This window comes from Hymenobacter nivis (assembly GCF_003149515.1).
GTDB lineage: Bacteria > Bacteroidota > Bacteroidia > Cytophagales > Hymenobacteraceae > Hymenobacter > Hymenobacter nivis.
In genome coordinates this window covers 113940-139556 of the sequence record NZ_CP029145.1, presented here as the reverse complement: position 1 = coordinate 139556, position 25617 = coordinate 113940, and the positions used below count along the sequence as shown (strand labels likewise).

General features: G+C 60.0%; 16 protein-coding genes and 1 tRNA gene. 11 read left to right on the top strand and 6 right to left on the bottom strand.

Going from position 1 to position 25617, the window contains the following annotated elements; genetic code table 11:
• Window positions 1-372 precede the first annotated feature (372 nt).
• The 5 genes from DDQ68_RS00635 to DDQ68_RS00615 all read left to right on the top strand — a co-directional run bounded on the left by DDQ68_RS00635 (window position 373) and on the right by DDQ68_RS00615 (window position 11060).
• Window positions 373-3441, top strand: coding sequence for a SusC/RagA family TonB-linked outer membrane protein (locus DDQ68_RS00635; protein ID WP_109651945.1), 3069 nt, complete (start codon window positions 373-375; stop codon window positions 3439-3441).
• Window positions 3442-3463: 22 nt separating this feature from the next.
• The gene (locus DDQ68_RS00630) at window positions 3464-5026 is read left to right on the top strand and encodes a RagB/SusD family nutrient uptake outer membrane protein (protein ID WP_109651942.1); all 1563 of its coding nucleotides are present in this window, start codon (window positions 3464-3466) and stop codon (window positions 5024-5026) included.
• Window positions 5027-5119: 93 nt separating this feature from the next.
• Window positions 5120-6868 carry a glycoside hydrolase family 13 protein gene (locus tag DDQ68_RS00625; protein ID WP_109651939.1) on the top strand — a complete coding sequence of 583 codons (1749 nt, stop codon included), beginning with the start codon at window positions 5120-5122 and terminating at the stop codon, window positions 6866-6868.
• Window positions 6869-7018: 150 nt separating this feature from the next.
• Window positions 7019-9088 (top strand): kojibiose hydrolase, encoded by a 2070-nt coding sequence (locus DDQ68_RS00620; protein WP_109651936.1) that lies wholly within the window; start codon window positions 7019-7021, stop codon window positions 9086-9088.
• A 193-nt stretch (window positions 9089-9281) separates the two neighbouring features.
• On the top strand, window positions 9282-11060 hold the full coding sequence (locus DDQ68_RS00615) for a glycoside hydrolase family 13 protein (RefSeq protein WP_109651933.1): 1779 nt from the start codon (window positions 9282-9284) through the stop codon (window positions 11058-11060).
• 190 nt (window positions 11061-11250) lie between these two features.
• Here DDQ68_RS00615 and DDQ68_RS00610 read toward each other — a convergent pair whose 3' ends face one another.
• On the bottom strand, window positions 11251-13695 hold the full coding sequence (locus DDQ68_RS00610) for a bifunctional YncE family protein/alkaline phosphatase family protein (RefSeq protein WP_109651930.1): 2445 nt from the start codon (window positions 13693-13695) through the stop codon (window positions 11251-11253).
• 146 nt (window positions 13696-13841) lie between these two features.
• A complete protein-coding gene (locus tag DDQ68_RS00605; RefSeq protein ID WP_162549677.1) occupies window positions 13842-14009 on the bottom strand; it encodes a hypothetical protein in 168 nt (55 codons plus the stop codon).
• A gap of 341 nt (window positions 14010-14350) precedes the next feature.
• Here DDQ68_RS00605 and DDQ68_RS00600 point away from each other — a divergent pair, with 341 nt between their 5' ends.
• Entirely contained in the window at window positions 14351-15790 is a 1440-nt protein-coding gene (locus DDQ68_RS00600) for a Gfo/Idh/MocA family protein (RefSeq protein WP_109651924.1), read from the top strand.
• 72 nt (window positions 15791-15862) lie between these two features.
• Window positions 15863-15936 (top strand) — tRNA-Ala (locus DDQ68_RS00595).
• 214 nt (window positions 15937-16150) lie between these two features.
• Here the strand turns inward: DDQ68_RS00595 and DDQ68_RS25075 are convergent.
• Window positions 16151-16408 (bottom strand): hypothetical protein, encoded by a 258-nt coding sequence (locus tag DDQ68_RS25075; RefSeq protein ID WP_498366109.1) that lies wholly within the window; start codon window positions 16406-16408, stop codon window positions 16151-16153.
• A 364-nt stretch (window positions 16409-16772) separates the two neighbouring features.
• Here DDQ68_RS25075 and DDQ68_RS00590 point away from each other — a divergent pair, with 364 nt between their 5' ends.
• Window positions 16773-18038 (top strand): APC family permease, encoded by a 1266-nt coding sequence (locus tag DDQ68_RS00590; protein ID WP_109651921.1) that lies wholly within the window; start codon window positions 16773-16775, stop codon window positions 18036-18038.
• A 221-nt stretch (window positions 18039-18259) separates the two neighbouring features.
• On the opposite strand, the gene DDQ68_RS00585 is transcribed toward DDQ68_RS00590, so the two are convergent.
• The 3 genes from DDQ68_RS00585 to DDQ68_RS00575 all read right to left on the bottom strand — a co-directional run bounded on the left by DDQ68_RS00585 (window position 18260) and on the right by DDQ68_RS00575 (window position 20531).
• Complete coding sequence (locus tag DDQ68_RS00585) at window positions 18260-18577, bottom strand: transposase (RefSeq protein ID WP_162549676.1); 318 nt, start codon at window positions 18575-18577, stop codon at window positions 18260-18262.
• A gap of 200 nt (window positions 18578-18777) precedes the next feature.
• Window positions 18778-19074, bottom strand: coding sequence for a helix-turn-helix domain-containing protein (locus tag DDQ68_RS00580; RefSeq protein WP_109651916.1), 297 nt, complete (start codon window positions 19072-19074; stop codon window positions 18778-18780).
• 356 nt (window positions 19075-19430) lie between these two features.
• A complete protein-coding gene (locus DDQ68_RS00575) occupies window positions 19431-20531 on the bottom strand; it encodes a LacI family DNA-binding transcriptional regulator (protein ID WP_109651913.1) in 1101 nt (366 codons plus the stop codon).
• A 533-nt stretch (window positions 20532-21064) separates the two neighbouring features.
• On the opposite strand from DDQ68_RS00575, the gene nagB reads away from it, so the two are divergent.
• From nagB to DDQ68_RS00560, 3 genes are all read left to right on the top strand, one after another.
• The gene (gene nagB, locus DDQ68_RS00570) at window positions 21065-22981 is read left to right on the top strand and encodes a glucosamine-6-phosphate deaminase (RefSeq protein WP_109651911.1); all 1917 of its coding nucleotides are present in this window, start codon (window positions 21065-21067) and stop codon (window positions 22979-22981) included.
• A gap of 107 nt (window positions 22982-23088) precedes the next feature.
• The gene (locus DDQ68_RS00565; protein ID WP_109651909.1) at window positions 23089-24384 is read left to right on the top strand and encodes a sugar MFS transporter; all 1296 of its coding nucleotides are present in this window, start codon (window positions 23089-23091) and stop codon (window positions 24382-24384) included.
• Between the two features lie 12 nt (window positions 24385-24396).
• Complete coding sequence (locus tag DDQ68_RS00560) at window positions 24397-25335, top strand: glycosyl hydrolase family 18 protein (protein WP_109651906.1); 939 nt, start codon at window positions 24397-24399, stop codon at window positions 25333-25335.
• Window positions 25336-25617: the final 282 nt, after the last annotated feature.

Here is a 25617-nt window from a genome sequence, read left to right as displayed (position 1 = left end):
TGTCCATCATCGCTCCCTAGTACGTGTTTCCCGACCCTCGCATCCGCGTCTCTGCCGCGGCCACTTTTAACAAAACAAAACAAGTACTAGCGAATAACAGCTTATATTTTATTAATTGAATTTTATATATTTATAGTAGATTTACATAATTGGTGAAATTTTAACGTTTTTTGATACTAATAAACTATGTAAATAAGCCGTAGGTAAGTACTTTTGCGCTACTTATTATTACCCAATCGTTACCCAACTAAGAAGCACATAATACTACTACCTCTTGAAATCGTTTGCGAAAACGATTGCGATAACGTTTGTGCTGAAAAACTGTCAATTTGGCACCCATAACAGAATCTTTTTCACTTTTAATTTTCACTCATGAGTAACAACTGGTACAAACGTTACAATTTGTATGAGCAGCCCGCTCCCCAACGGGCCGGTCAAACCAAGCCCGCGCTGGCAAAGCTTCTGGCCTTCGTCCTGCTGGCCCTCCTTTTTCCCCTGTTAAGCCAGGCACAAACTACCCGGGCCATCACGGGCAAAGTGGTCGATAGCAAAGCCGTCGGCCTGCCGGGGGTTACGGTCATCGTATCCGGCACCACAGTGGGAGCCAGCACGGGGGCCGACGGCACGTTCCAGCTCCAGGCGCCCTCCACCGCTACCACATTATCCTTCTCGTTCATCGGCTACGCCACGCAGAAGGTCTCGATAACAGATAAATCTTCCGTGCAGGTGACCATGCAGGACGATGCACAAGCCCTGTCCGACGTGGTAGTGGTGGGCTATGGCACAGTTAAGAAGAGCGACCTGACCGGTGCCGTATCAGCTCTGGGACCCAAGGATTTCAACAAGGGCACCTTCACCTCGCCCGACCAACTAATTCAGGGCCGGGCCTCGGGCGTGCAAGTGACGCAGAACAGCGGTGAGCCCGGCGGGGCGGCCACCATCAAGATTCGCGGTAACTCGGCCGTGACGGGTACGGGCCAGCCCCTGTATGTAGTGGACGGCGTGCCGCTCGACGGCCGCTCGGCCCAGCCGGGACTGAACACGGCCTTTGGCGACAGCCCGGCCAGCAACCCGCTCAACTTCTTGAACCCCAACGATATTGAGTCAATTGATGTGCTCAAAGATGCCTCGGCTACGGCCATTTATGGCTCGCGGGCAGCCTACGGGGTAGTGATTATTACCACCAAGAGGGGCAAGGTGGGCGAGGCCCGGCTGGACATAGGCGCGTCGGGCGGCGTTTCGAACATTCTGCGCCGCATCAAGGTGCTTAATGCCGACCAATATCGGCAGGCCCTGACGTATTACGGGGCCCCGGCTGCCAACGACAAGGGCCAGAACAACGACGCACTGGATGCCATTCTCCGCACTGCGCCCATCCAGAACTACAACGCGGCCGTGAGCGGCGGCACCGAAAACGGCCGCTACCGCCTTTCGGTGGGCTATCTCAACCAGCAGGGCATCGTGAAGAAAACCGGCTTTGAGAAGTACAACGCCACGTTCTCAACCAACCTGAAGTTCCTGGAAAGCAAGCGCCTGGGGCTGGACATCAACGTCATTGCCACCCAAACACGCTCGCAGCTGGCCCCCATCACCAACAACGGTGACTTCCGGGGCAGCCTCATTGGGCAAGCCTTACAGTGGAACCCCACCGACTCGCTCTATGGGGCCAACGGCCAGCCCATCTCGCGCCTGGGCAGCACCACCATCAACCCGGTGGCGCAGCAAGACTACTACAACGATAACTCCCGCGTGACCACCATGCTGGCTTCGTTCTCGCCCTACTATAAATTCACCGACTGGCTAACCTACCGGGCGCTGGTCGCCACGACCTATAACACGGGCATCCGGCGCACCTCCATCGACCAGCGCCTCAACGTGCAGGACTACCAGCAGGTAGGCTACGCCGCCATCGGCACCAGCGAGCTGCAGACGCAGCAGATGACCCACACGCTGAGCGCGGACAAGAAGATAGCCACCGACCTGAACCTTAACGCGGTGGTGGGCTACGAATACCAGCGGTTTGAAAATTCGGGCTCGAACCTGAGCGGGCGCGGGCCAGTGAACGCCAGCACGGGCGCGCCCATCGGCTTCGGCACCTACGGGCTGGACTATACTAACTACCTGCAATTCTCCAATCCCTCAGGCCGCTCCATCTCGTCGTTCGTAGATCCCGTGAGCGAGTTGCAGTCGTTCTTCGGCCGCGCCATCCTCAACTACAAGCAGCGCTACCTATTCACGGCTACCCTGCGGGCCGACGGCAGCACCAAGTTCGGCGACAATTATAAGTACGGCTACTTCCCCTCGGCTTCGGCAGCCTGGGACATCAGCCAGGAGAGCTTTTTCAAGTCCAAGTCCGTGAATTTGCTCAAAGCGCGGATTAGCTACGGGCGCACCGGCAACCAAGAGTTTCCGGCCGGCTCGGCCCGCAGCCAGTTTGCCTTCCAGTCCAACAACGGCGGCATCAACCAGACTACCAACTACAACCCCGCCCTGAAGTGGCAGTCGGATGAGCAGTACGACGCGGGTCTGGACATGGCCTTTTTCAACAACCGCCTGACGCTGACCGCCGACTACTTCTACAAGCGCACCACCGACCTGCTCTACCCCAACATTCCGGGCTACCCGGCCGCACCGGGCGGTAGCAGCGTTATCTGGCAGAACCTGCCCGGTATTATTACCAACAAGGGCCTGGAGCTGCTGGTAGGCGTAACGGCAGTGGACAACGCCAATTTCGGCCTGAGCTTCAACGCCAACGGCACGTTTGTAAAAAATAACGTGTCGGGCCTGAACCAGGCGCTGATTATCCAGACCGGCACGCTCAACGGCCAAGGTCTGTCGGGCGTACTGGCCGAGACCATACAGAATGGCCAGCCCATCAATGGATTTTACCTGCCGATTTACAACGGCATCAACCCCACCACCGGCTTCTACAACGATTTTGGCCCAACCCAGTACGCGGGCAATCCCAACCCCACCACGCTGTTGGGCCTGAGCACCAGTATCCGCTACAAGAAGCTCTCGCTGACGGCCAACCTCAACGGAGTGTTCGGCAACAAGATTTACAACAACACCTTCAACAGCGTGCTCAACGTAAGCCAGATTCGGGGGGGGCGTAACATTGCCCTGGCCGAGTACGAGTCGGGCGTGAAGGAGTCATTAGCCAACGCCGTGACGCCCTCGACGCGCTACCTGGAAAGCGGCAACTACGTGAAGCTGCGCAACGTGACGCTTTCCTACGCGCTGGGCGACATTGCCGGGGTATTCAAGGGGGCCAGCGTGTACGCCATCGGCCAGAACCTATTCGTTATCACGAACTACCGCGGCTTCGACCCCGAAGTGAACACCAACAAGTCGAACGGAGTAGTACCCTCGGCGGGTATTGATTACACCGGCTACCCCTCGGCACGGACCCTTACGTTCGGCGTCAACTTCTCTCTCTAATCCACCCATCGCTCCTATTTTTATGAAGAAGATACTCAGTGCGGCGGCTATGCTGGCCCTGCTTCAATTGGCGAACAGCTGCCAGATTAACGAGGAATTTAAGGGCGTGCTAACGCCCGCCCAGGTAGCCGGCGGCAACGCGTCCTCGCTGCTTGACGGGGCGTACAACGCCATGCGCAGCCCGTTTCAGGGGGCCACCCAGATCTTTGCCATGTCGGAAGTAACCACCGATGAGCGCCTGATGCCTACGCGGGCCGGCGACTGGGATGACAACGGCAAGTGGCGCGCCCTGCACCTGCACAACTGGGACGCCAATCACCCCGAAATCCGCGATGCCTTTGCCAACCTGGGCGGGGTCGTGTTTGCCGCCACCGACGTGCTGCGGCCCGAGTTTGGCGCTACCCCACAGCAAGCAGCCGAAGCCCGCTTCCTGCGCGCCTTCGCCATGTACTGGACCCTCGACCTCTACGATCAGGTGCCCTACCGCGAGCCCGGCCAGCTGGTTTCGAGCAGCGCCTCCGTGCGCAAGGGTACCGAGGCGCTCGACTTCATCGTGAGTGAGCTGACGGCAATCATTCCTACCCTGCCCGATGCCCCGGTGAACCGGGGGACCAAGGACGCGGCCCGGATGCTGCTGATGAAGTGCTACCTCAACCGGGGCGTGTACACCAACCGGGCTGCCCCTACCTTCGCGGCGGCCGACATGAACCAGGTCATCACCCTGGCCGACCAGATTATCAACAGCGGGCGCTACAGATTTGCCGCCAACTACTTCGATAACTTTGCGCCTGATAACTCGGCCATTGGCACTGAAAACATCTTTACCGAGCTGAATGTGGGCGGCGTGAGCAGCGGGGCGCAGTACGATTTGTGGCGCTTCATCTCGCATTACAACATGGCGCCCACCGGCTACAACGGACCATGCGCTCTGCCAAGCTTCTACAATAAGTACGAAGCCACCGACCTGCGCCGGGGCCAAGCGTACTCCTACAAGAACGGGCCCACTAACCCCGGCAAGCGCATCAACGTCGGCTTCCTCATCGGCCAGCAATACAACCTGCTGACGGACAAGGCTCTGACCGACCGTACCGGTGCACCGCTGGCCTTCACGGCCGCCGTTAGCCTCATCGAAACGGGCTCCAACCTGGAAGTAACCGGCATCCGACCCATGAAGTACCCTCCCGACTTCACCAACAACGGGGCTGGCACCACTGACAACGACATGGTGCACTTTCGCCTACCCGACGTGCTGCTGATGAAGGCCGAAGCCATTATGCGCGGCGGCACCGGTACCTCGGCCGGCACCTACGGCAGCACGGCCCTGGCCTTGGTTAATGCTGTGCGCACCGACCCCACGCGGGCGGCCAGCGCCTTGGCATCCGTAGACATGAACTCGCTACTCGATGAGCGCGGCCGCGAGCTGTACCTGGAGAACTGGCGCCGCCAGGACATGGTGCGCTTCGGCAAGTTCCTGGGGCCCATCGAGCAGGGCCCTACCACCAGCGACGCCAAATACCTGATTTTCCCCATTCCGAACCAGCAGTTGGCCGTGAACCCCAATCTGGTACAAAACCCGGGCTATTAATCGGTTGCTTTTCGGCCGCCGGTTGCCGCGCTTGCGCGGTGGCCGGCGGCCGACTTGTGTCCGGGCATGTCATCCGCTGTTATCTCTTTCCTTATGAAAACCATCCTGACTACGGCTTTGCTACTGGCGGCTGCCAGTGGTTTGGCGCAGCCTGCCAAACCTGCACCAAACGAAACCTGGTGGAAGGAAGCCGTGGTGTACCAGGTGTACCCGCGCAGCTACAAAGACAGCAACGGCGACGGCGTGGGCGACCTGCGGGGCCTCATCTCCAAGCTCGACTACATCAAGAGCCTGGGGGTAAACGTGATTTGGCTGAACCCGATTTACGGCTCGCCCAACGACGACAACGGCTACGACATCTCGGACTACCGCGCCATTATGAAGGACTTCGGCACGATGGCCGACTTTGATGAGCTGCTGCGCGGCATGCACCAGCGCGGGCTGAAGGTGGTGCTGGACCTGGTGGTGAACCACAGCAGCGACGAGCACGAGTGGTTCAAGCAGTCGAAAAGCGGGCGCGACAACCCGTACCGCGACTACTACCATTGGTGGCCCGAAGAGAAGGGCGTGCCCAACAAGCGCCAGAGCTTTTTCGACGTGAAGGGCGACGCCTGGGCCTACGACGAGGCCACTAAGGCCTACTACCTGCACTACTTCTCACGCAAGCAGCCCGACCTGAACTGGGAAAACCCCAAGCTGCGCGAGGAGATTTACAGCATGATGCGCTTCTGGTTCGACAAGGGCATCGATGGCTTTCGGATGGACGTGATTCCGTTCATCGCCAAGGACACCACGTTTCCGCCCATCCCGGCCAAGTACCACGGCGACTTCGGCCGCTATTACGCCAACGGGCCCCACCTGCACGACTACTTGCAGGAAATGCACCGCGAGGTGCTGGGCAAGTACGACGTGATGAGCGTGGCCGAAGGCGCAGGCGTGACCAGCGACCAAGCCCTGGAATTCGTGGACCCCGCCCGCAAGGAGCTGAACATGCTCTACCACTTCGAGGGCATGGGCGTGGGTAACGTGCCCGGCCTCAAGTACCGGATGCGCAAGCACGAAGGCTACAGCCTACTGGAATTCAAGCAGGTGTACACGAAGTGGGACAAGATATTTGCCGAAAAAGGCTGGGGCACCATCTACCTCGGCAACCACGACCAGCCCCGGATGGTGACGCGCTGGGGCGACGACCGGCCCGCGTTTCGGGCGGTTTCCTCGAAGCTGCTCACCACGTTTTTGCTCACCATGCGCGGCACGCCCTATTACTTCGGTGGCGACGAGTTGGGCATGACCAACATCAAATTCGATAAAATCGAAGACTACCAGGACATCGAGACGCGCAACATGTACGCGCAGCTGAAGGCGGAGGGCGGCGACCTCGCGCAATTCGTGGAAGCCCAGAAAATCTCGGGCCGCGACAACGGTCGCACGCCATTTCAGTGGGACGCCTCGGCCAATGCGGGCTTCAGCACCGGCACGCCCTGGCTGAAGCTCAACCCCAACTACGCGCAGGTGAACGCGGCGGCTGAGGAGAAAGACCCGAATTCCGTCCTCAACTACTTCCGCCGGGCCACGGCCATGCGCCGGCAGCACAAGGTGCTGGTGTACGGGCAGTACCAATTGCTCGACGCGGCTAATCCGCACATCTACGCCTACACGCGCACGCTGGGCAAGGAGCGGGTGCTGGTGGTGCTCAACTTCACATCCGAGAAGCGCAGGTGGGCCCTGCCGGCCGGCTTGAAGGCCGGCGGGGCCCCCTGGCTCAACAACTATCCCACCTTTGCCCCGGCCGCCACGCTGGCCCTGGAGCCCTGGCAGGCCGTAGTGGTGCCACTGCGGTAATTACCAGAAATACAATAATTCATTAGTGGCCAAGTAGTCGTTCAGCGGGATGCCTCACGGAACCCATACGGGACCGGCCCCTTGAATAACTATCCGCTTGCTGCTGGACAAAGTATCTGCTGCGAACTGCCCTCCTATCCGTTCCCGCCCATGCTGCCTTCCCCAAACCTGAAGCTGAAACTCCTGCTGCCCGCGCTGGCGCTGCTGTGCTCGGCCGCCTGGGGCCCCGTGGGGGCCCAGACGGCCGTTGACCCCTGGCGCATTACCGCCGACAAGGTGGACCCCAACAATTACTACGGCGCCACGGTAGCCAACGGGGTGATTGGCATCGTGTCGTCGCCGGTGCCGTTTCAGGTGAAGAGCGTAGTGCTGGCCGGCGCCTACGACCAGTACGGCCGTGGCCGGGTGAGCAACTTCCTTAACAGCTTCAACCTGCTAAACATGTACCTGGAAGTGGATGGCAAACGCCTGGGGCCCCAGGATGCCAGCAACTTCCGCCAGGAGCTGGACCTACAGCGGGCGGCCCTGACCACCACCTTCGACTACGCCGACAAAGCCACCGTGCGCTACACCTACTACGCGTTGCGCCACCTGCCCTTCACGGTGCTGCTCGACGTGAGTATTACGGCCAAGAAGGACGTGAGCCTAACCGCAGCCAGCGTGATGGAGGCCCCCGACGCACTGCACGATGTACAGAACTACTACAACGAAATCGACCGGCCCCACGCCACGCTCAGCCTGCTCACATCGTCGGCCAAGAGCCCGACGGGCAAGATTCAGCTGTGCGCATCCACCAGCTTTTTGTTTGAGGAGCCGCACGGGCAAGAGCCCCGCATCATCCACGAGATGTGGGACAGCAACATGCACCTGATGAAATTCAGCAAGGCCCTGAAGGCCGGCCAGACCTACGGCTACGCCATTACGGGCTCCAGCATCACCTCGGCCCACGACCCCGACCCGCTGAACGCGGCCGAGCGCCTCACCATTTTCGCCCGCCTCGAAGGCCGCCAGCGCCTACTCGATTTTCACGCCAAAGCCTGGCAGGACTTGTGGCAGAGCGACATCCAGATAACCGGCGACGCGCAGGCCCAGCAGGACGTGCACTCCATGCTCTACCACCTCTACAGCTTCTCGCGGGCGGGCACCGACTACTCGCCCTCGCCAATGGGCCTCTCGGGCCTGGGCTACAACGGCCACGTGTTCTGGGACGCCGACCTGTGGATGTACCCGGCGCTGCTGGTACTGCACCCCGAAATTGCCAAGTCCTTGGTCGAGTACCGCTTCCGCCGCCTGGAAGCGGCCCGGCGCAACGCCTTCGCCCACGGCTACCAGGGCGCCATGTACCCTTGGGAAAGCGCCGACTCGGGCGTGGAAGAAACGCCCGTTTGGGCCCTGAGCGGGCCGTTTGAGCACCATATTTCGGCCTGCGTGGCGCTGGCCGCCTGGCAGTACTACTGCGTGACGCAGGACAAGGAGTGGCTACGCGAGAAGGGTTGGCCCATTCTCTCGGCCACGGCCGACTTCTGGGCCAGCCGGGTGGAACGCAACGGCCCCGGGCACTACGACATCAAGAACGTGGTGGCCTCCGATGAGTGGGCTGAAAACGTGGATAACGACGCCTTCACCAACGCCGCGACCCAGGTAAACCTGCAAAATGCCACCGCCACCGCCAAGCTCCTGGGCCTGCGCGCCAACCCCGACTGGCTGCACGTGGCCCAGAACATCCCGATCCTGAAAATGGCCGACGGCGTGATTCAGGAGCACGCCACGTACCACGGCGAAGGCATCAAGCAGGGCGACGTGAACCTGCTGGCCTACCCGCTGAAGACGATTACGGACCCCGCCCAAATCCGCAAGGACCTGGCCTACTACGAAACCCGCGTGCCCACCGAAGGCACCCCGGCCATGACGCAGGCCATCTTCGCGCTGCTCTACTCGCGCCTCGGCGACGGGGCCAAGGCGCAGCACTTCTTCCAAGATGCCTACCAGCCCAACCTGCTGCCACCTTTCCGCGTCATCGCCGAAACTAAGGGTGGCACCAACCCCTACTTCGCCACTGGGGCTGGCGGCGTGCTGCAAGCCGTGCTCATGGGCTTCGGCGGGCTCGACATCACCCCCGCCGGCATTGTGCAGCGCAAAAGCACGCTGCCCACCGGCTGGCAATCGGTGAAGATTACCGGCGTGGGGCCCCAGCACAAAACCTACACCAACGGCCGCTAACGGCGGCTGGGGCCATAAAGCTCAAAAGTGACCTACAAAACAAAAGGCCGTCATGCTAGGCCCTTCGAAGCATCTCTCCCGCAGCAGTAATCATTTACTCAGCGGGAGAGATGCTTCGACAGGCTCAGCATGACGGCTCCTTTTTCGCAGACAACTTCGGATTAATTCCAAGCATTTCACACTTACTTCTCCCATGAATACCGCCCGTATTGCGCTGGCCGGCGCGCTCCTGGCCAGCCTGGCCGCCTGCAACCAAACCACTAAAACGAAAACCGCAGCCACTGCTGGGGCCCCGGCGACCGATACAAGCGCGCTGGCCAAAAAGCCCGGCTGGTGGAAAGAAACTGTGGTGTACCAACTCTACCCGCGCAGCTTCCAAGACAGCAACGGCGACGGGGTAGGCGATTTGAAGGGTATCATTTCCCGGCTCGATTACCTGAAGAGCATCGGCGTGGGCACGGTGTGGCTCAACCCCATTTACGGCTCGCCCAACGATGACAACGGCTACGACATTTCGGACTACCGGGCCATCATGCCGGAGTTTGGGACGATGGCCGATTTCGACGCGCTACTGCGTGGAATGCACCAGCGCGGCATTAAGCTGGTGATGGACTTGGTAGTGAACCACAGCTCCGACGAGCACGCCTGGTTTAAATCGGCCCGGGCCTCGCGCACCAGCCCCTACCGCGACTACTACTACTGGTGGCCTGCCGAAAAAGGTACGCCCCCAGCCCGCTACAGCATTTTCGATGTAAAGAAGAATGCCTGGCAGTACGACGCGCCCACCAAGAGCTACTACCTGCACATCTTCTCCAAAAAGCAGCCCGACCTGAACTGGAACAACCCCAAGCTGCGCCAGGAGGTGCACAACATCATGAAGTTCTGGCTGGACAAGGGCATCGACGGCTTCCGCATGGACGCCTTCCAGTTCGTGGCCAAAGACCCCAGCTTCCCACCCATGCCGGGCCTGACGGAGCAGAACTTCGCCAACGCCTACAACCACGGCCCGCACCTGCACGACTACCTCCAGGAAATCAACCGCGAGGTGCTCAGCCACTACAACGTGATGACCGTGGCCGAGGGCGCGGGCCGCAACCTCACCGAGGCGCACCTCTTTGTAGACCCCGCCCGCAAGGAGCTGGACATGACCTACCACTTTGAGGGCACAGGCGTGGGCAGCGGTTCCGACACCTACAAGCTCACCGACCTCAAGCGCGTATTTACGAAGTGGGACAGCGCCTTTGCCCAGCAGGGCTGGCAGGCCATCGACCTGGGCAACCACGACCAGCCGCGCATGGTGAGCAAGTTCGGCGACGACCGGCCGGCTTTCCGCGCCCCGTCGGCCAAGCTACTCAACACCTTTCTGCTGACGATGCGCGGTACGCCCTACTGCTATAATGGCGACGAGTTGGGCATGACCAACAGCCAATTTACTGGCATCGCCGACTACCGCGACGTGGCTGCCCGCAATGCCTACCAGCTGCTGAAGCAACAGGGCGGCAACCAAGCCGCTTTCTTCCACAGCCTGGCGCGCTTCTCGCGCGACAACAGCCGCACGCCCTTCCAATGGAACGCCACGGCCAACGCTGGCTTCACCACCGGCACGCCCTGGATCAAGGTGAATCCCAATTACACAACCGTCAACGAGGCTGCTGAAAACCAAGATTCCAGCTCCGTGCTGAACCACTTCCGCAAGGCCATGGCCCTGCGCAAGGCTCACCGGGTGCTCATCTACGGCCAGTACCAACTGCTCGACGCGGCCAATCCCCACATCTACGCCTACACCCGCACGCTAAACCAGGAGAAAGTATTGGTCTTGCTCAACTTCTCGGCCACGCCGCAAAGCTGGCCCCTACCCACCGGCTTGGCAGCCAGCGGCGCACCCTGGCTCAACAACTACGCCGCGGCGTTCGCCCCGGGCCCCACGCTAGCGCTCCAGCCCTGGCAAGCCGTGGTGCTGCCCTTGCGCTAGGCACAGGCAAGAACGGATAGGAACAGACAGGAAAATTTATAAACCGGTCATGCTGAGCGCAGTGAAGCGTCTCTCCTGCGGCAGTAATCAATAATTTACTCAGTGGGAGAGATGCTTCACTGCGCTCAGGATGGCCGTTTTGTTAGCCTCAGGGCCCCAGTTCAGGGGGCCCCAGCGCCCATGCGCTGCCTCAGTCGTCGTCGCGCTTAGGCGTGGGGCGCAGGAAGGCGCCGCGGCGGGGGGCTGGCACGGCGGCGTCTTCGCCCCGGATGGCCTTCCACACCACTTCGGTGAGGTCGCGGTCGGGGGTGGCGTCTTCGTGGGTGAGGTTAAACTTGGCCGAGCGCTCGGCGCTGCGGTTCCAGGCGGTGTTGCGGGTATCGAGGGGCACACGGGCGGTCTTGGCCTGGTACGGGGCCCCGGCGGGCGCGGCCTGGAAAACCCCGAACAGCGGCCGCGCGGCGGCGTCGTACTGGCTCATGGGTGGCAGGCCGAGGATAAGCTCCATCGTGCGCAGCATGCCGGCCGTGGTGTAGAGAGTGTGGTCGACACTACCGCGCCGGGTGTAGGGGCTGATGACGAAGGCCGGCGAGCGGTGGGCGTCCACGTGGTCGGGGCCATTCTGGGCGTCGTCTTCGAGCACGAACACCACCGACTCGTTCCAGATGCTGCTATGCGAGAGGTGCTCCACGAACTGGCCCAGGGCGAGGTCATTGTCGGCAACGGCCGAAATAGGCGAGATTTTACCCAGGCGCTGGCCGCTGGTGTGGTCGTTGCTGAGGCGGATGGTGCTGAACTGCGGCACGGCCCCGCGGGCTAGCAGCGAGTCAAAATCCTGAGCCCAGATGCGCACCCGGTCCACGTCCTTCACGTCCATGTCGAAGCCCGGGGCCTTGGGGCAAATATGCCCTTCCAGCGACTTGAGCGGGGTTTTACCGTTCTCGGCAAACTCGCCGTAGCTGCGGTAGCTTCGGCCGGCGCGCTGGCAGTAGTCCCAGATGAAGCCGTCGCGCGGGTAGGCAATTTTGCGGGTGCCCTCGAAGTCGTAGGTGCCGCCGCGCCCGCCGTAGCTGATGGGCCACGACTTCTCCACGTAGTCGGTGGCGTAGGCGGCGGTGCTCCAGTTGTGGCCGTCGGCGCTCACCTCGGCGTTCACGTAGAAGTTGTCGAGCAGCACGAATTCGCGGGCCAGGGCGTGGTGGTTGGGCGTCACGCGCTCGGGAAAAATGCACAGCGTCGAGTCGCCGTTGCCCTGCGCCATATCCCCCAACACCTGGTCGTAGGTGCGGTTTTCCTTGATGATGTAGAACACGTGCTTGATGGGCGAGACCTCGCCCGCGCGGCGCGGCACGGGCCCCCCGGCCACGCCCAGGGCCTCTTTTTCGAGGGCCGGCGTGAAGGGCGTGTTGGCGTATACTTGCCTCGAATAGGCCTTGAGCTGGGCCACGCCGGGCACCGGCACGAACGAGAGCGTGCCCTTAAACAGCCCGCCAATGTACTGCACCGGCCCGGCCGCGGCCGTGCTACCCAGCTGGTAGCCGCTGTTGTCGGTGCGCTTCACCGGCTGGGGCCCCTGGGGGTTAGGCAGCGAGGAAAAGCCCTTGCCGTTGGCTACCAGTACCTGCCGGCCCAGCGTGCGCACGCAGGTGGGGTACCAGCCCGTGGGGATGAAACCTTGGGGCGTGCTTTTGCCGGGCTTGGCCACGTCGAACACGGCCAGGCAGTTGTTGTCGGCGTTGGCGATGTAGAGGGTTTTCTCGTCGGGGCTCAGGGCCAGGCCGTTGGGCGTCGAGCCGGTGAGCTTAGTGGGGTACAGGGCCGAGGAAATGGTTTCGAGCACCTTCCAGCTCTTCGCGTCCACCACCGACACGGAATTGTCGTTGGCGTTGGCCACGAACAGGTAGCGCCCGCTGCGGGTCTGAATCAACTCGTTGGGATGGCTTTCGGTCGCCAGGCGCTGCCGAATCTGGCCGGTGCGGGTGTCGTAGGCCAGCAGCTCGTCGCCGCCCCACAGGCTGATGTAGAGCGTATTGCCATCAGGAGCTAGCAGGCAGCCGTAGGCTTCGTGGCCCAGCGCTAGCCGGTTCAGCGTGCGCTTGGTTTTCAGGTCGAGCACGTACAGGGCGTTATCCTCCTTCGTCACGGTGTAGAGACGCTGCCGGGACCCGTCCACGGCCAGGCCGGCGGGGCTGATTTTCTCCTTCGGCCAGGCTTTGCCCAGGCGCAGCGTATCGGGGGCCCCCAGCTTGCGGGCGGCTATGGGGTAGACCAGGATGATGTTGTCGTTGGCACCCGACACGTACAGCCGGTCGGCTTTATCATTGAAGCCCAGCCCGTACCACGACTTACCAATAACCTTCTCGTCGAGCAGCATGTGCGTCACCGGGTCGATGAGCTGTACCGTCTGGGTGCTCTGCCCGTTGTTGGTGACGGCCAGCAGCTGGCCCGATTTTGAGAGCTGCATGTTCAGGGGCAGGTCGCCGAGGGCCAGCCCGGGGCCCCCGGCAGGCGTGAGCGACCAGCCGTTGGGCAGCAGAATTTTGGCGGCCCGGGGGTCATCGGCGGGCACTTGGGCGGCGGCCGGGCGGGCGGCCAGCAGGCCGAGAGCGGCGGCCAGGGCAAAAGCGGTTTTCATGGGAAGCGGAACAAGCCGGTGAAACGCCGCCCAACCCGGGCAGCCAGTCCGGCGCGGGGCCCAGGCTGAGCGCAAAGGTCGGCGGCGGGCAGCCATGCGCAGCTACGCCAATGTTACGTTTGCAGGGCCCTAGGGCCCCGGCGCGGTTAGTACATCGTAGCGGCCCAGTTGGCCGGGCTGATAATGCTGACGCTACGCCGCCGCCGTTGCAATTTTCGCACGCGGCGCACCGCCACCACCGCCCCAATTATCCAGCCGATAACCGTGGGTTGCAGCAACAGAAATAGAATGCCCAAGCCCTGACGCCGGTTCATAAACAGTGAAATCCCAGGAAAAATATACACTAACCACATAAGCCCAACAGATTGATACATTTCAAATACATCTACAATACGTTCAATTTACTTAAAGCGGCTGCCAAGCGGTAGCCGCAGTGCCGCCAGTTGCGGCGGGTCCCGGCGATGCCCGCAGGCGGCCAAAGCCGGGCAGAGGCCGCTTGTGGGGCCCCACATACCCTTCACCCAGCGGGCCCCAGGGGGCCTGCACTTGCGGGCGGGTCCACAGCAGACCGGTAGCGGGCGGAGCTAATCACGATTTTCTGTACCTTCCGCCTCAGTATTATTCTCGCCTTCCCACCCTTCACCCCTGCCAGCCTATGAGCCAGCTCCCCGATGCGCCGTCCCGGCGCGAGTTTGTTAAGAAAAGCACATTGGCCGTGGCCTCGTTTTTCATTGTACCGCGCTTTGTGCTGGGCGGCAAGGGCTACACGGCCCCCAGCGACCAGCTGGTGATTGCGAGCGTGGGCGTGGGCGGCAAGGGCCAGAGCGACATCGCCGCATTTGCCAAAACGGGCAAGGCGCGCATTGCCTATCTCTGCGACGTGGACGACCGCCGCGCCGCCAACTCGGTCAAGGCCTTTCCAGAGGCCAAGTACTACAAGGACTGGCGCCAGCTCTTCGACAAGGAAAGCAAGAACTTCGACGCCGTGTCGGTATCGACGCCCGATCACAACCACGCCGTAACTACGCTGGCGGCCATGCAGCTCGGCAAGCACGTGTACGTGCAGAAGCCTCTCACCCACGACATCTACGAGGCCCGAGCCCTGACCGACGCGGCCAAGCGCTACAAGGTGGTAACCCAAATGGGCAACCAGGGCGCCTCGAACGACGGCGTACGGCAGCTACGCGAGTGGTATGATGCTAAAACCATCGGCGAGGTGCACACCGTGTACTGCTGGACCGACCGCCCGGTGTGGCCCCAGGGCATTGCCTGGCCCACCACCGGCGGCAACGTGCCCGCCGGCCTCGACTGGGACCTATGGCTGGGCACGGCCCCGGCCAAGCCGTTCGTGGATAAGTTGGTGCCCTTTAACTGGCGCGGGTGGTGGGACTACGGCACCGGGGCCATCGGCGACATGGGCTGCCACCTGCTGGAGGCGCCCTTCCGGGTGCTCGACTTGCAGCACCCCTCGGCGGTGCAGGCCAGCGTGGGCAGCGTATACGTCGACGAGTTCAAGCGCGGGTACTTCCCCGAGAGCTGCCCGCCGTCGAGCCACGTGGTGCTGAAATTTCCCAAAACCTCCAAAACCAAGCACGAGGTGACGGTACACTGGATGGACGGCGGCATCCAGCCCGAACGCCCCGACGAGCTGGGCGCCAACGAGCAGTTCGGCGACGGCGGCAACGGCATCCTGTTTATCGGCAGCAAGGGCAAGATGATGGCCAGTACCTACTCGGCCGACCCGCGCCTGCTACCCCTCTCGCGCAACCAAGAGGTGAAGGTGAAGCAAACCCTGGCCCGCGTGCCGGGCGGCGCCGACGGCCACTACGGCCAGTGGGTGGAGGCCTGCCTGGCCGGCTACGGCAAGCAGGAGCTCAGCTCGCCCTTCGAGCTGGCGGGGCCCCTCACCGAGGCCCTGCTGCTAGCCAACCTCGCCATCCGCGGCTACGACATCCAGCGCCCCCGGGCCACCGGCACGGGCATGGACTACCCCGGCCGCGGCGTCGAACTGCTCTGGGACCCCAAGCAGCTCAAAGTAACCAACTTCGACGACGTGAATCAGTTCGTGAAGCGCACCTACCGCGCTGGCTGGTAGCCATCGGCGGCGGCCGCTGTGGGGCCCCGGCGCGGGGCTTTTGCGGCGGCCGCCGTATGTTTGCCAGCAACTGGGGGATTAGCTCAGTTGGCTAGAGCGCCTGCTCCGCAAGCAGGAAGTCATCGGTTCGAATCCGATATTCTCCACAAAAAAGCCCTGGCCGGTTAATCGGGGCCCTATCCGAATTTCAAAAGCCCTCCTGGCCGCATAGCTGGAAGGGCTTTTTGGTTGATAAATGCTCGTTTAAATATATATAGAGCAGCTTTGACTTGGCAAAAAGAGGCATATCCAGTACTCAATACAAGGCAGACTAAGATTTGGGTAAAAACATGCCATGTGGGTCGGACCCAGAATCTATTATCATGTAGTAGATGGTATTGGGACAGAAGGTAGTGGTGTCATACTACTCGTAGGGGGGAAGTCCTCGCCGTCGTCAAGCCAAGCACTTTGGATGACACGAGAGCGAAGATTACCCGTGTAGTTTAGCCATCCTAGCAATACCAATTCTACATACCAAAGAGTAAATTGAGATGCCTCATGCAATACCATGACGTCATTCAGTAACGATTTTTCTGTCAGTGAACGAGTAGGATGGGCTATCTTATTTCGAATGTACACAACGACACTTGGTCCTTCTGGTACGCCAGCAGGTCCCTTATTTATTGAGGTGTCAATTGGTGGCCCATAATAGCGGATATCCGGCCAACAGTAGGTAGATTGCCGCTACTAACCTGCGTACTAAGCGAAGATGCCCGCTGCTAAGTACCCGTTGTTAATTAGTTTGATATTAAGGGACGTCATGCTGAGCTTGTCGAAGTATCTCTACCGCGAGAGTAATCTCAACGTTTAGCGTCAGTTACTCAGTAGAGATGCTTTGACAAGCTCAGCATGATCGTCTATTTTAATATAAATTATTTGCTGACGAGTACTTACCAGTAGCGGCTATCTAGATGTTAGGCGAAATTTAAAAAAAGTGTCGATAATGAATAAAAAAATCGGGTTGAAAGAAGCCATTTCTATTGGAATTGGAGGAATGGTTGGGGGTGGAATTTTTGCCGTACTTGGGCTTGCGGTATCACTAGCAAAAGGCGGGACACCATTAGCTTTTCTGTTTGCTGGGATTTTAGCTTTAATTACTTCTTACAGCTATGTCAATCTTTCTAAAGCTTATCCCAGCAGAGGCGGAACTGTGAAATTTATTAATCAAGGTTTTGGTGTATCCGTTTTTAGTGGTGGAATTAATAATCTTTTGTGGATAAGTTATACTATAATGCTTTCACTTTATTCTTCTGCGTTTGGTTCCTATGCTCCTAATTTATTCGAAATTACCAATAACAAAACGATTAATTTTCATATATATTCCAGTGCAATCATTATTTTGGCGACAGCAATCAACTATTACAGCATTATTGTTGTAGGGAAAATAGAATCTTATGCCGTAATTATTAAATTAGTTATTCTTCTTGCGTTTATTTGCTTTGGAGCTTATGGCTTGATTGGAAATCCAAATGTATCTCAGCTAGCAATTGCGCATTGGGCAAGGCCTATAAAATTATTTGCAGGCGGAATGGTGATTTTTGTGGCATATGAAGGCTTTGAGCTTATTGCTAATGCTGTACCAGATATGATTGATCCTGAAAAAAATATTCCACGAGCATATTATTTTTCTATAATTTTTGTAATTATACTTTACATTATCATTGCGTTTGTAACAGTAGGGTCACTTCCATTTCAAAAGATATCCACAGCGCAAGACTATGTTTTGGCAGAAGCCGCCAAACCAATGCTGGGACAAATTGGATTTTCAATCATAACCGTAGCCGCTTTAATATCAACATTTTCGGCAATAAATGCTTCATTATTAGGAGGTAGTCGTGTTAGTTACGAAATTGCCGAAGCTGATGAACTATCACATCATTTCCTTGCTAAACTTTGGAATAAACCCATCGGCTTAATGATTACAGCTGTTGCAACATTAATCTTAGTAAATGTTCTCGATTTAGAAAGCATATCAACAGCAGGAAGTGTTGGATTCTTGCTAATTTTCGGCATTGTCAATCTCGTAGGATTTAAGCTATCAAACGATACAAAGGGTAATAAAATAATTCCTTTGGGAGGATTCATTTTGTGTATGATAGCATTAGTCATTTTAATTAACCAGCAATACGACTCAAATATCCTCGGTGTAATTGTATCGGGTATAATTATTGGATTTTGCTTTTTAGTCGAGTGGATTCATAAAAATTGAATAAACAATACAAAACTTCGCCCAACGTGGGGTTTGGCAACATTGGGGCAGGACGGTGATATCTTCATCAATAGCAATATGGCAGCAGCTGTTCGGGCAGATCAAGCATTGGTGGTCTTTCAGTTGCTAAGTAGTGGGCTATATTTATTCAGACTATTTCAGGTCGAAGATTGAATGGTGTACTGCAGGCCCACGCGGTCGAGAATATGCCAAACGGCGGTCTAGAGGGTCTTGAAATTACGGTAGGCTTCGGGGCGCAGCCACTCGTAGTTGATTTTACGCCACGGGGTCTCCATTTTGTTGAGGTGAGGGCTGCAGGTGGGCAGGTAAAAAAGGGGGGCGTCCAGATCTTCCCCGTGTTGCAGGCGCGCCCGAAAGGTGGCGCTGTGATGAATTTTGGCGTTATCGAGCACCAGCACGGTGGGGCGGGTACGGGTGGCAGCCCAGGCATCGAGTGTATCGATGACGAAGGCCGCGTCGAGCGTGCCTTCGCGGGCGGCGGCGTACAAGTCGTTGGTGGTGGCGTTATAAAAGCCCAATACGTTGAAACGCTGACGATGGCGCGGCAGGGTGGCGACCTGTTCGCCGGGAAATTACCAGGCGTAGGGCAGGGCCGAGGTCAGGCAAAAGTCCGATTCGTCGCCGTAATACAAGTCGATGTGCCCCTGTTTTTCCAGGGTTTGTAAGTCAGCCAGGTGCTCGGCTTTGTCGGTATAGTCTTCCAGGTCCTGGGCCGTCTTCAGGCCATGCCGAATCCATCGCCACGTCCCGCCAAGCCTTTTAAAAAACGTTTCAACGTCTTGGGGGAGAACTCTTTGTTCAAATCCCGGCGCAAGGTGGCCGTCACCTCTTTGAGTTGCTGGCGGTTCTGCCCGACGGCCTGGCATACGGGCTGCTCGTCGGCCGCCGTAAGTACGGGTGGCCGGCCCTGGCCTGGGGCGTTGGCCAATCCGGCCAGGCCCCCCATTTCCCAGCGCTCAAACCAGGCGAACACCGTCGTCCGACTTACCCCCAGCACCGCCATCAGCGCCACCACCCCCTACCCGTCGGCGCTCAGCAACAAGCACTGGCAACGGGCGCGAAATTGGTGTTTGGGATGGTGGTGACGGCCGGCTTGCAGCGTGGTCCGTTCGGCCGCATCTACATATAGTCAGGCATTTCTTTATCCGCAAACTTGCGAATAAAGAACCATCCATTTAATTATGGCCAGTTACTTAACAGCAGGTGATGGTTTCATAAGCTTGTTTCCAATTAGTGGCAATAGCAAATTAAGAGCCTCTGAGTTGGTCTTGTCCCTAACCAAATCTTATTCAAACTAATAGCCGGCATTTTTGAATAAGGTTTGGGTAAGGACACGTGAAGCCTTTTATTACACTGGCCCGGCTGGGGGCCCTATTTCTCCACGTAGTAGCGCAGGTTTTCCTTGGTGATGATATCGAGCGGCAGGTACTTCAGCGGGGGCACTTCCTTCTTGAAAACCAGCTGGTCGGCCAGCGCAAAAACGCCCTGGTAGCCCTGCTCGTACGGGTTTTGGTTGATGAGGAAATCAATCACGTTCTCGTTGAGGAAGTGAATGTTCTTTTCCAGCAAGTCGTAGCCCACCAAGCGCACGTCTTCGCGGTGGTAGGCTTGCAGGTAGGGCGCGATTTCATAGGCCTTGGAAGTGCTCACGAAGATGCCGCGCAGATGCACGGTTTCATCGTCGAGCAACCGGTTCAACTGCCGGGCAAACGACGGGTCGGCCGGGTCAGCCGGGTCGGGCAGGTCGATGCTGACGACGTTGTCGGAGGCCGACCGGGGGCCCGGGGCCGCCTCGCCCCGGGCGGCCAGCTGGGCAAAGTAGTCGCGGAAGCCCCGCTCCTTTTGCGTCACGTGCACGGAGTTGGTAATGTCTTCGGCAATATGCGCGATGAGGTACGTGCCCGACTGGGCCTGCCCAAACTGCACCAGCTTGCCCGCCAAAAAACCGCTCTGGTACGAGTCCTGCCCCACGTAACTGAGCGAGGGCAGCTCGGCGATGTAGGTATTGAACAGCACGTACGGCACGCGCTGCGCCTGCCAGCGCTTAAAAAACGCCAGCGACTCGCGGTAGAATAGCGGCGCAATGAGGATGCCGTCGGGCGCGGAGCGCGTGGCCGCCTCGGCCTGCGCCACAAATGAGGCCACCTCCGTGAGTTCGTAAGGGTACATGGTGACGTTGACGCCGTACTGCTTGAGCTCTTTGGCCGCTTTGCCGATGCCGTCCCACGGGGCTTGCCAGTAGGGGTCGATGAGATGGTCGGGCTGCACCACGGCCAGTTGGTAGGTGCGGTTCGAGCCGAGCGTGCGGGCAATCAGGTTGGGCTCGTAGTCCAGCTCCTGCATCATCAGCAACACTTTCTGTCGCACTTTTTCCGAGACCCGGCCCCGGTTGTGGAGCACCCGGTCTACGGTTCCCACCGACACATTGGCCTTGGCGGCAATATCCTTGATGCGTACCGCAATTTTTTCCATACTGCTAACGATCCTTTGCCCGGCGCACCGGCTTGTGTGCGGCACCCTAGCGCGTGGGGCCGGGCTTACTTGTAAACGTACCAAAGTTATCACGCAACCCAGTGCCCAGGGCCGCGCTGCCGCACGGAGCTGCCGGCAATAACAACGAACAGTGCCCGGGGTTGCTGCGCATCTGCTTTTTCTTATATCGGGGGCCCAGGCGTGGGGTTCAGCTTACCGAACCACTCAAAGTGCCGTGTGCGCGCACACGCCGAACGATTATTTTTGCGTGTGCGCACACATTTTTTTGCCTAACGCTTGCTTTGCTTGCGCGGCGGGCTTAAGTTTGATCCAAGCAAACTATTATTTACTACAATTATTCTATTCAGCCGCGCTTGCCCTTGGCCTGCCAGCTCCTGTTAAACACCCCGGCTACCGCCGCCCTGGTTCTTGCTTCCTACTGCGCGAAGGGCCCCAGGGGCCCCAGCTTTTTGCCAGCCGCACCTTCCTGCTTCGTTTTAAAAATCCGCCATTTTTACGCTCGAAATTCAGCCATGGAAGTTTTGAACTACTCCGAAACCACGTTTGAGAAACTGCCGGTCACCGTTTTTGAAACGTCGCGGGAAGGCGCCATTTACGTGGCCCACGAAATTGCCGCGCTGATTCGGGCCAAGCAGGCTAAGGGCGAGCGGACCGTGCTGGGCCTGGCCACCGGCTCGTCGCCCATCGGCGTGTACCAGGAGCTGGTGCGGCTGCACCGCGAGGAGGGCCTCAGCTTTCAGAACGTGGTCACCTTCAACCTCGACGAGTACTACCCCATGCCGCCCGACGAGCTCCAGAGCTACGTCTACTTCATGCACGAGCAGCTGTTCGACCACGTGGACATCCGGCCCGAAAACGTTCACATCCCGGACGGCACGCTGCCCATCGAACAGGTGAAAGCCTACTGCCAGGCCTACGACCGGCTGATCGAGGACTGCGGCGGGCTCGACCTACAACTGCTCGGCATCGGGCGCACCGGCCACATCGGCTTCAACGAGCCGGGCTCGGCCAGCACCTCGGCCACGCGCCTAGTAAAGCTTGATCCCCTGACGATTACCGACGCGGCCAAGGACTTCATCAAGGAAGAATACGTGCCGCTTCGGGCCCTCACCATGGGCGTGGGCACCATCGCCAAGGCCCGCCAGATCATCCTGCTGGCCTGGGGCGAGGGCAAAGCCAAAATCCTCCAGGAAACGGTGGAGGGCAAGATTTCGGACGCCGTGCCGGCCTCCTTCTTGCAGCAGCACCCCCACACGCGGGTGGTGGTGGACCAGTGGGCCGCTCTGGAGCTGACGCGCATCAAAACGCCCTGGCTGGTGGGCATGTGCGCCTGGGACGACGCCCTGATTCGGCGAGCCGTTATCTGGCTGAGCCTGACAATGAAGAAGCCCATCCTCAAGCTCACCGACGAAGACTACAAGGACGGCAGCCTGAGCGACCTGCTGGTGGAATCGGGCAACGCTTATAGCCTCAACATTAAGGTATTCAACGGTATCCAGCACACCATCACGGGCTGGCCGGGCGGCAAGCCCAACTCGAACGACGCCCAGCGGCCCGAACGGGCCCTGCCGGCCCACAAGCGGGTGCTCATCTTCAGCCCCCACCCCGACGACGACGTGATTTCGATGGGCGGTACGCTGCTGCGCCTCGTCGACCAGGGCCACGACGTGCACGTGGCCTACCAGACCTCGGGCAATATCGCCGTGTTCGACGACGACGCACGCCGCTATGCCGACTTCGCCCTGGACTTCGCGCGGGAGTCGGGCGTGGGCGCCACCAAGATGCAAAAAGAGCACGCCGAAGTGGTGGAGTTCCTCAGCCGCAAGAAGTTGGGCGAGGAAGACAGCCCGCTGGTGCAGGACATTAAGGCCCTGATCCGGAAGGGCGAAGCATCGGCCGCCTGCCGCTTCTGCGGCGTAAAAGCCGCCAACGTGTACTTCATGAACATGCCGTTTTACGAAACCGGGCAGGTGAAAAAGAAGCCGCTGGGCGAGGCCGACATCCAGGAAGTGGTGAACATTTTGCAGGAAATCCGGCCCCACCAAATCTTCGCCGCCGGCGACCTGCGCGACCCGCACGGCACCCACAAGGTGTGCCTCGACGCCATTTTTGCCGCCCTGGCGCGTCTCAAGGGCCAGGAGACCTGGCTCGATGACTGCTACTTGTGGCTCTACCGCGGGGCCTGGCAGGAGTGGGACGTAGAGGAGATTGAGATGGCCGTGCCCATCAGTCCCGAGGAGTTGATGCGCAAGCGCCAGGCTATCTTCAAGCACCAGTCGCAGAAAGACAGCGCCGTGTTCCCCGGCAACGACAAGCGCGAGTTCTGGCAGCGCTCGGAAGACCGCAACCGCGCCACCGCCAGGCGCTACGACCAGCTCGGCCTGGCCGAGTACGAGGCCATGGAGGCCTTCGTGCGCTACCGGTTTTAGGGCCCCGGGGGCCCCTGCCGGGGACCCCGGCCGCCAGCGCCAAGGGCGCGGGCGGCCGCCTCACTCCGCCCCCGGGCGGACCCTCTCCTCCTTTTCCTGATTGTTGTATGAAAGACAGCAAAGCCACCGTCGTTCCGCCCCTGGCCATCATCGGGGCCCTGTTTTTCATCTTCGGGTTCATCACCTGGCTCAACGGCACGCTGATTCCGTTCCTGAAAATTGCCTGCGACCTGACCTACGCGCAGGCGCTGTTGGTGACGTTCGCCTTCTACATCGCCTACGTGTTTTTGGCCATCCCGTCGTCGCTGATTTTGCGCCGCACGGGCTTCAAAAACGGCATGGCGCTGGGCCTGGTTGTGATGGCGGCGGGGGCCCTGGTGTTCGTACCGGCGGCGCAGGCCCGCTCGTTTGGGCTGTTCCTGGCGGGCTTGTTTGTGCAAGGGGCCGGCCTGGCGCTGCTCCAAACTGCCGCCAACCCCTACGCCACCGTGCTAGGGCCCATCGAGAGTGCCGCCCGGCGCATCAGCATCATGGGCATTTGCAACAAGGTGGCCGGGGTCCTGAGCCCGTTCATCATCGGGGCGGTGGTGCTGAAAGGCGCTTCGGAGCTTGAGAGCCAGCTGGCCCGCACTGCCTCGCCGGCCGCCAAAGCCGTGCTGCTTCAGCAGCTGGCCGACCGCGTAATTTTCCCTTACCTCGTGATGGCGGGGGCCTTGGTGGTGCTTGCCGGCCTGATTAAATTATCCAGCCTGCCCGAAATCACCACCGAGGAAACGGCACCCACGCCCACCGCCGGGGCCACGGCGGCGGCGGGGAAGGGCCTTTTTCAGTACCCGCACCTGGCCCTGGGCGTGCTGGCGCTGTTTTGCTGCGTGGGCGTGGAAGTCATTGCCGGCGACACCATTATCCAGTACGGCCGGGCGCAGGGCATCAGCCTCGACGTGGCCCGCAACTTCACCTCCCTTACGCTGACGGCCATGTTGGTGGGGTATTTTGTGGGCGTGTGGGCTATTCCGCGCCACGTGAGCCAGCAAAGGGCGCTGGCCATTTGCGCCGTGGTGGGGGCCCTGTTCACGGCGGGCATTTTGGTTACGCACGGCTTCACGTCGGTGCTGCTGGTGGCACTGCTGGGCCTGGCCAACTCGCTGATGTGGCCGGCCATTTTCCCACTCAGCATCCGGGGCCTGGGCAGCTACACCGAGCACGGCTCGGCGCTGCTCATCATGGGCATCGGGGGCGGCGCGGTGCTACCCTACCTGTACGGCAAGCTCAGCGAAGGACTGGGGTTGCAGCAAGCCTACGTACTCCTGATTCCCTGCTACTTGTACATCCTGTTCTTCGCCCTCAAGGGCCACGCTTACCAGCCCAAAACGGCAGTATCCTACGCATTACCTGTTGCTTAATTCGCTGTGCCCATGAACCCGAAACATTCGCTGCGTTGGGCCCTGGTGGCGATGCTGCTGGCGCTGGGGGTCCCGGCGCGGGCCCAGTTCCGGGTAGTGGGCTACCTGCCGGCCTGGCGCGGCGAGGTGAACCCCGCGCAGCTCGCCCACCTCACCCACGTCAACTACGCCTTTTTGCTACCCACGGCCACCGGTGGCCTTCAGCCCCTCGAAAACCCCGCCAAGCTGCGACGCCTGGTGGCGGCGGCCCACGCCGCCAAGGTGCGGGTGCTGGTGTCAGTGGGCGGCTGGCACGACGGCGACCACAGCGCCTTCGACGCCATCGGGGCCAACGCGGATTACATTACTGCCTTCACGGCCAATCTGATGCAGTTTGCCGCCGCGTACCAGCTCGACGGCATCGACATTGATTGGGAGCACCCCGATGCCAGCACCGCCGCCGGCTACGGGGCCCTCATGCAGGCCCTGGCGGCCCAGCTGCACCCCCGCGGCCTGCTCCTGACGGCGGCCGTGGCCGGGGGCACCTGGGCGGGGCCCGGCATTCCCAGCATCGTGTTCAGTAACGTTGATTTTCTGAACATTATGGCCTACGATGCGCCCCCGCCCGCACATTCCACCTATGAGGGGGCGGTGGAAACGCTGGCCTACTGGAAGGGCCGCGGCCTACCGGCCACCAAAGCCGTGCTGGGCTTGCCCTTTTACGGCCAGCCCACCGGCGAAGCATTCGCGGCCCTAGTGGCCCGGGGGGCCCCGCCCAGCGCCGACCTGTTCGGCGGCGTGGGCTACAACGGCCTGCCCACCATCGCGCGCAAAACCAACCTGGCCTTCGACCAGGGCAGCGGCGTGATGATTTGGGAGCTGACGCAGGACGCGGCCGGTGCCAACTCCTTGCTCACAACTATTGCCCGGGTAATGGCACAGCGCACCCAGGCGGGGGCCCCGGCGCGCTAGCGGTGGGCCGCCGGCCAGCACGGCGGGGCCGCGGTAAAGTATTAAAGCCTGCTGCTGCACTGCGCTGCGGCGACGTTTAGCAATGTTATAACCAGATTTTTGCGTGTGCGGGCACCTTTTGCATTTTCTACTTGCGTGTGCGCACACATTTTTTTGGCCTTCGCTTGCTTTGTGTGCAGCAGGCAGTTATGTTTGGGGTAGATTAAGCTATATAGTTGTTCGAAAAGTCTTATTCGTCAGCCAGAACCAGACCGGAGAAACGGGCGCGCAACCAGCGTGCTC

Coding starts and splice junctions, on each gene's coding strand:
- DDQ68_RS00565 (WP_109651909.1), top strand. CDS start 23,089: ATGAAAGACAGCAAAGCCACCGTCGTTCCGCCCCTGGCCATCATCGGG.
- DDQ68_RS00610 (WP_109651930.1), bottom strand. CDS start 13,695: ATGAAAACCGCTTTTGCCCTGGCCGCCGCTCTCGGCCTGCTGGCCGCC.
- DDQ68_RS00590 (WP_109651921.1), top strand. CDS start 16,773: ATGAATAAAAAAATCGGGTTGAAAGAAGCCATTTCTATTGGAATTGGA.
- nagB (WP_109651911.1), top strand. CDS start 21,065: ATGGAAGTTTTGAACTACTCCGAAACCACGTTTGAGAAACTGCCGGTC.
- DDQ68_RS00635 (WP_109651945.1), top strand. CDS start 373: ATGAGTAACAACTGGTACAAACGTTACAATTTGTATGAGCAGCCCGCT.
- DDQ68_RS00615 (WP_109651933.1), top strand. CDS start 9,282: ATGAATACCGCCCGTATTGCGCTGGCCGGCGCGCTCCTGGCCAGCCTG.
- DDQ68_RS00600 (WP_109651924.1), top strand. CDS start 14,351: ATGAGCCAGCTCCCCGATGCGCCGTCCCGGCGCGAGTTTGTTAAGAAA.
- DDQ68_RS00620 (WP_109651936.1), top strand. CDS start 7,019: ATGCTGCCTTCCCCAAACCTGAAGCTGAAACTCCTGCTGCCCGCGCTG.
- DDQ68_RS00625 (WP_109651939.1), top strand. CDS start 5,120: ATGAAAACCATCCTGACTACGGCTTTGCTACTGGCGGCTGCCAGTGGT.
- DDQ68_RS00575 (WP_109651913.1), bottom strand. CDS start 20,531: ATGGAAAAAATTGCGGTACGCATCAAGGATATTGCCGCCAAGGCCAAT.
- DDQ68_RS00605 (WP_162549677.1), bottom strand. CDS start 14,009: ATGAACCGGCGTCAGGGCTTGGGCATTCTATTTCTGTTGCTGCAACCC.
- DDQ68_RS00630 (WP_109651942.1), top strand. CDS start 3,464: ATGAAGAAGATACTCAGTGCGGCGGCTATGCTGGCCCTGCTTCAATTG.
- DDQ68_RS00560 (WP_109651906.1), top strand. CDS start 24,397: ATGAACCCGAAACATTCGCTGCGTTGGGCCCTGGTGGCGATGCTGCTG.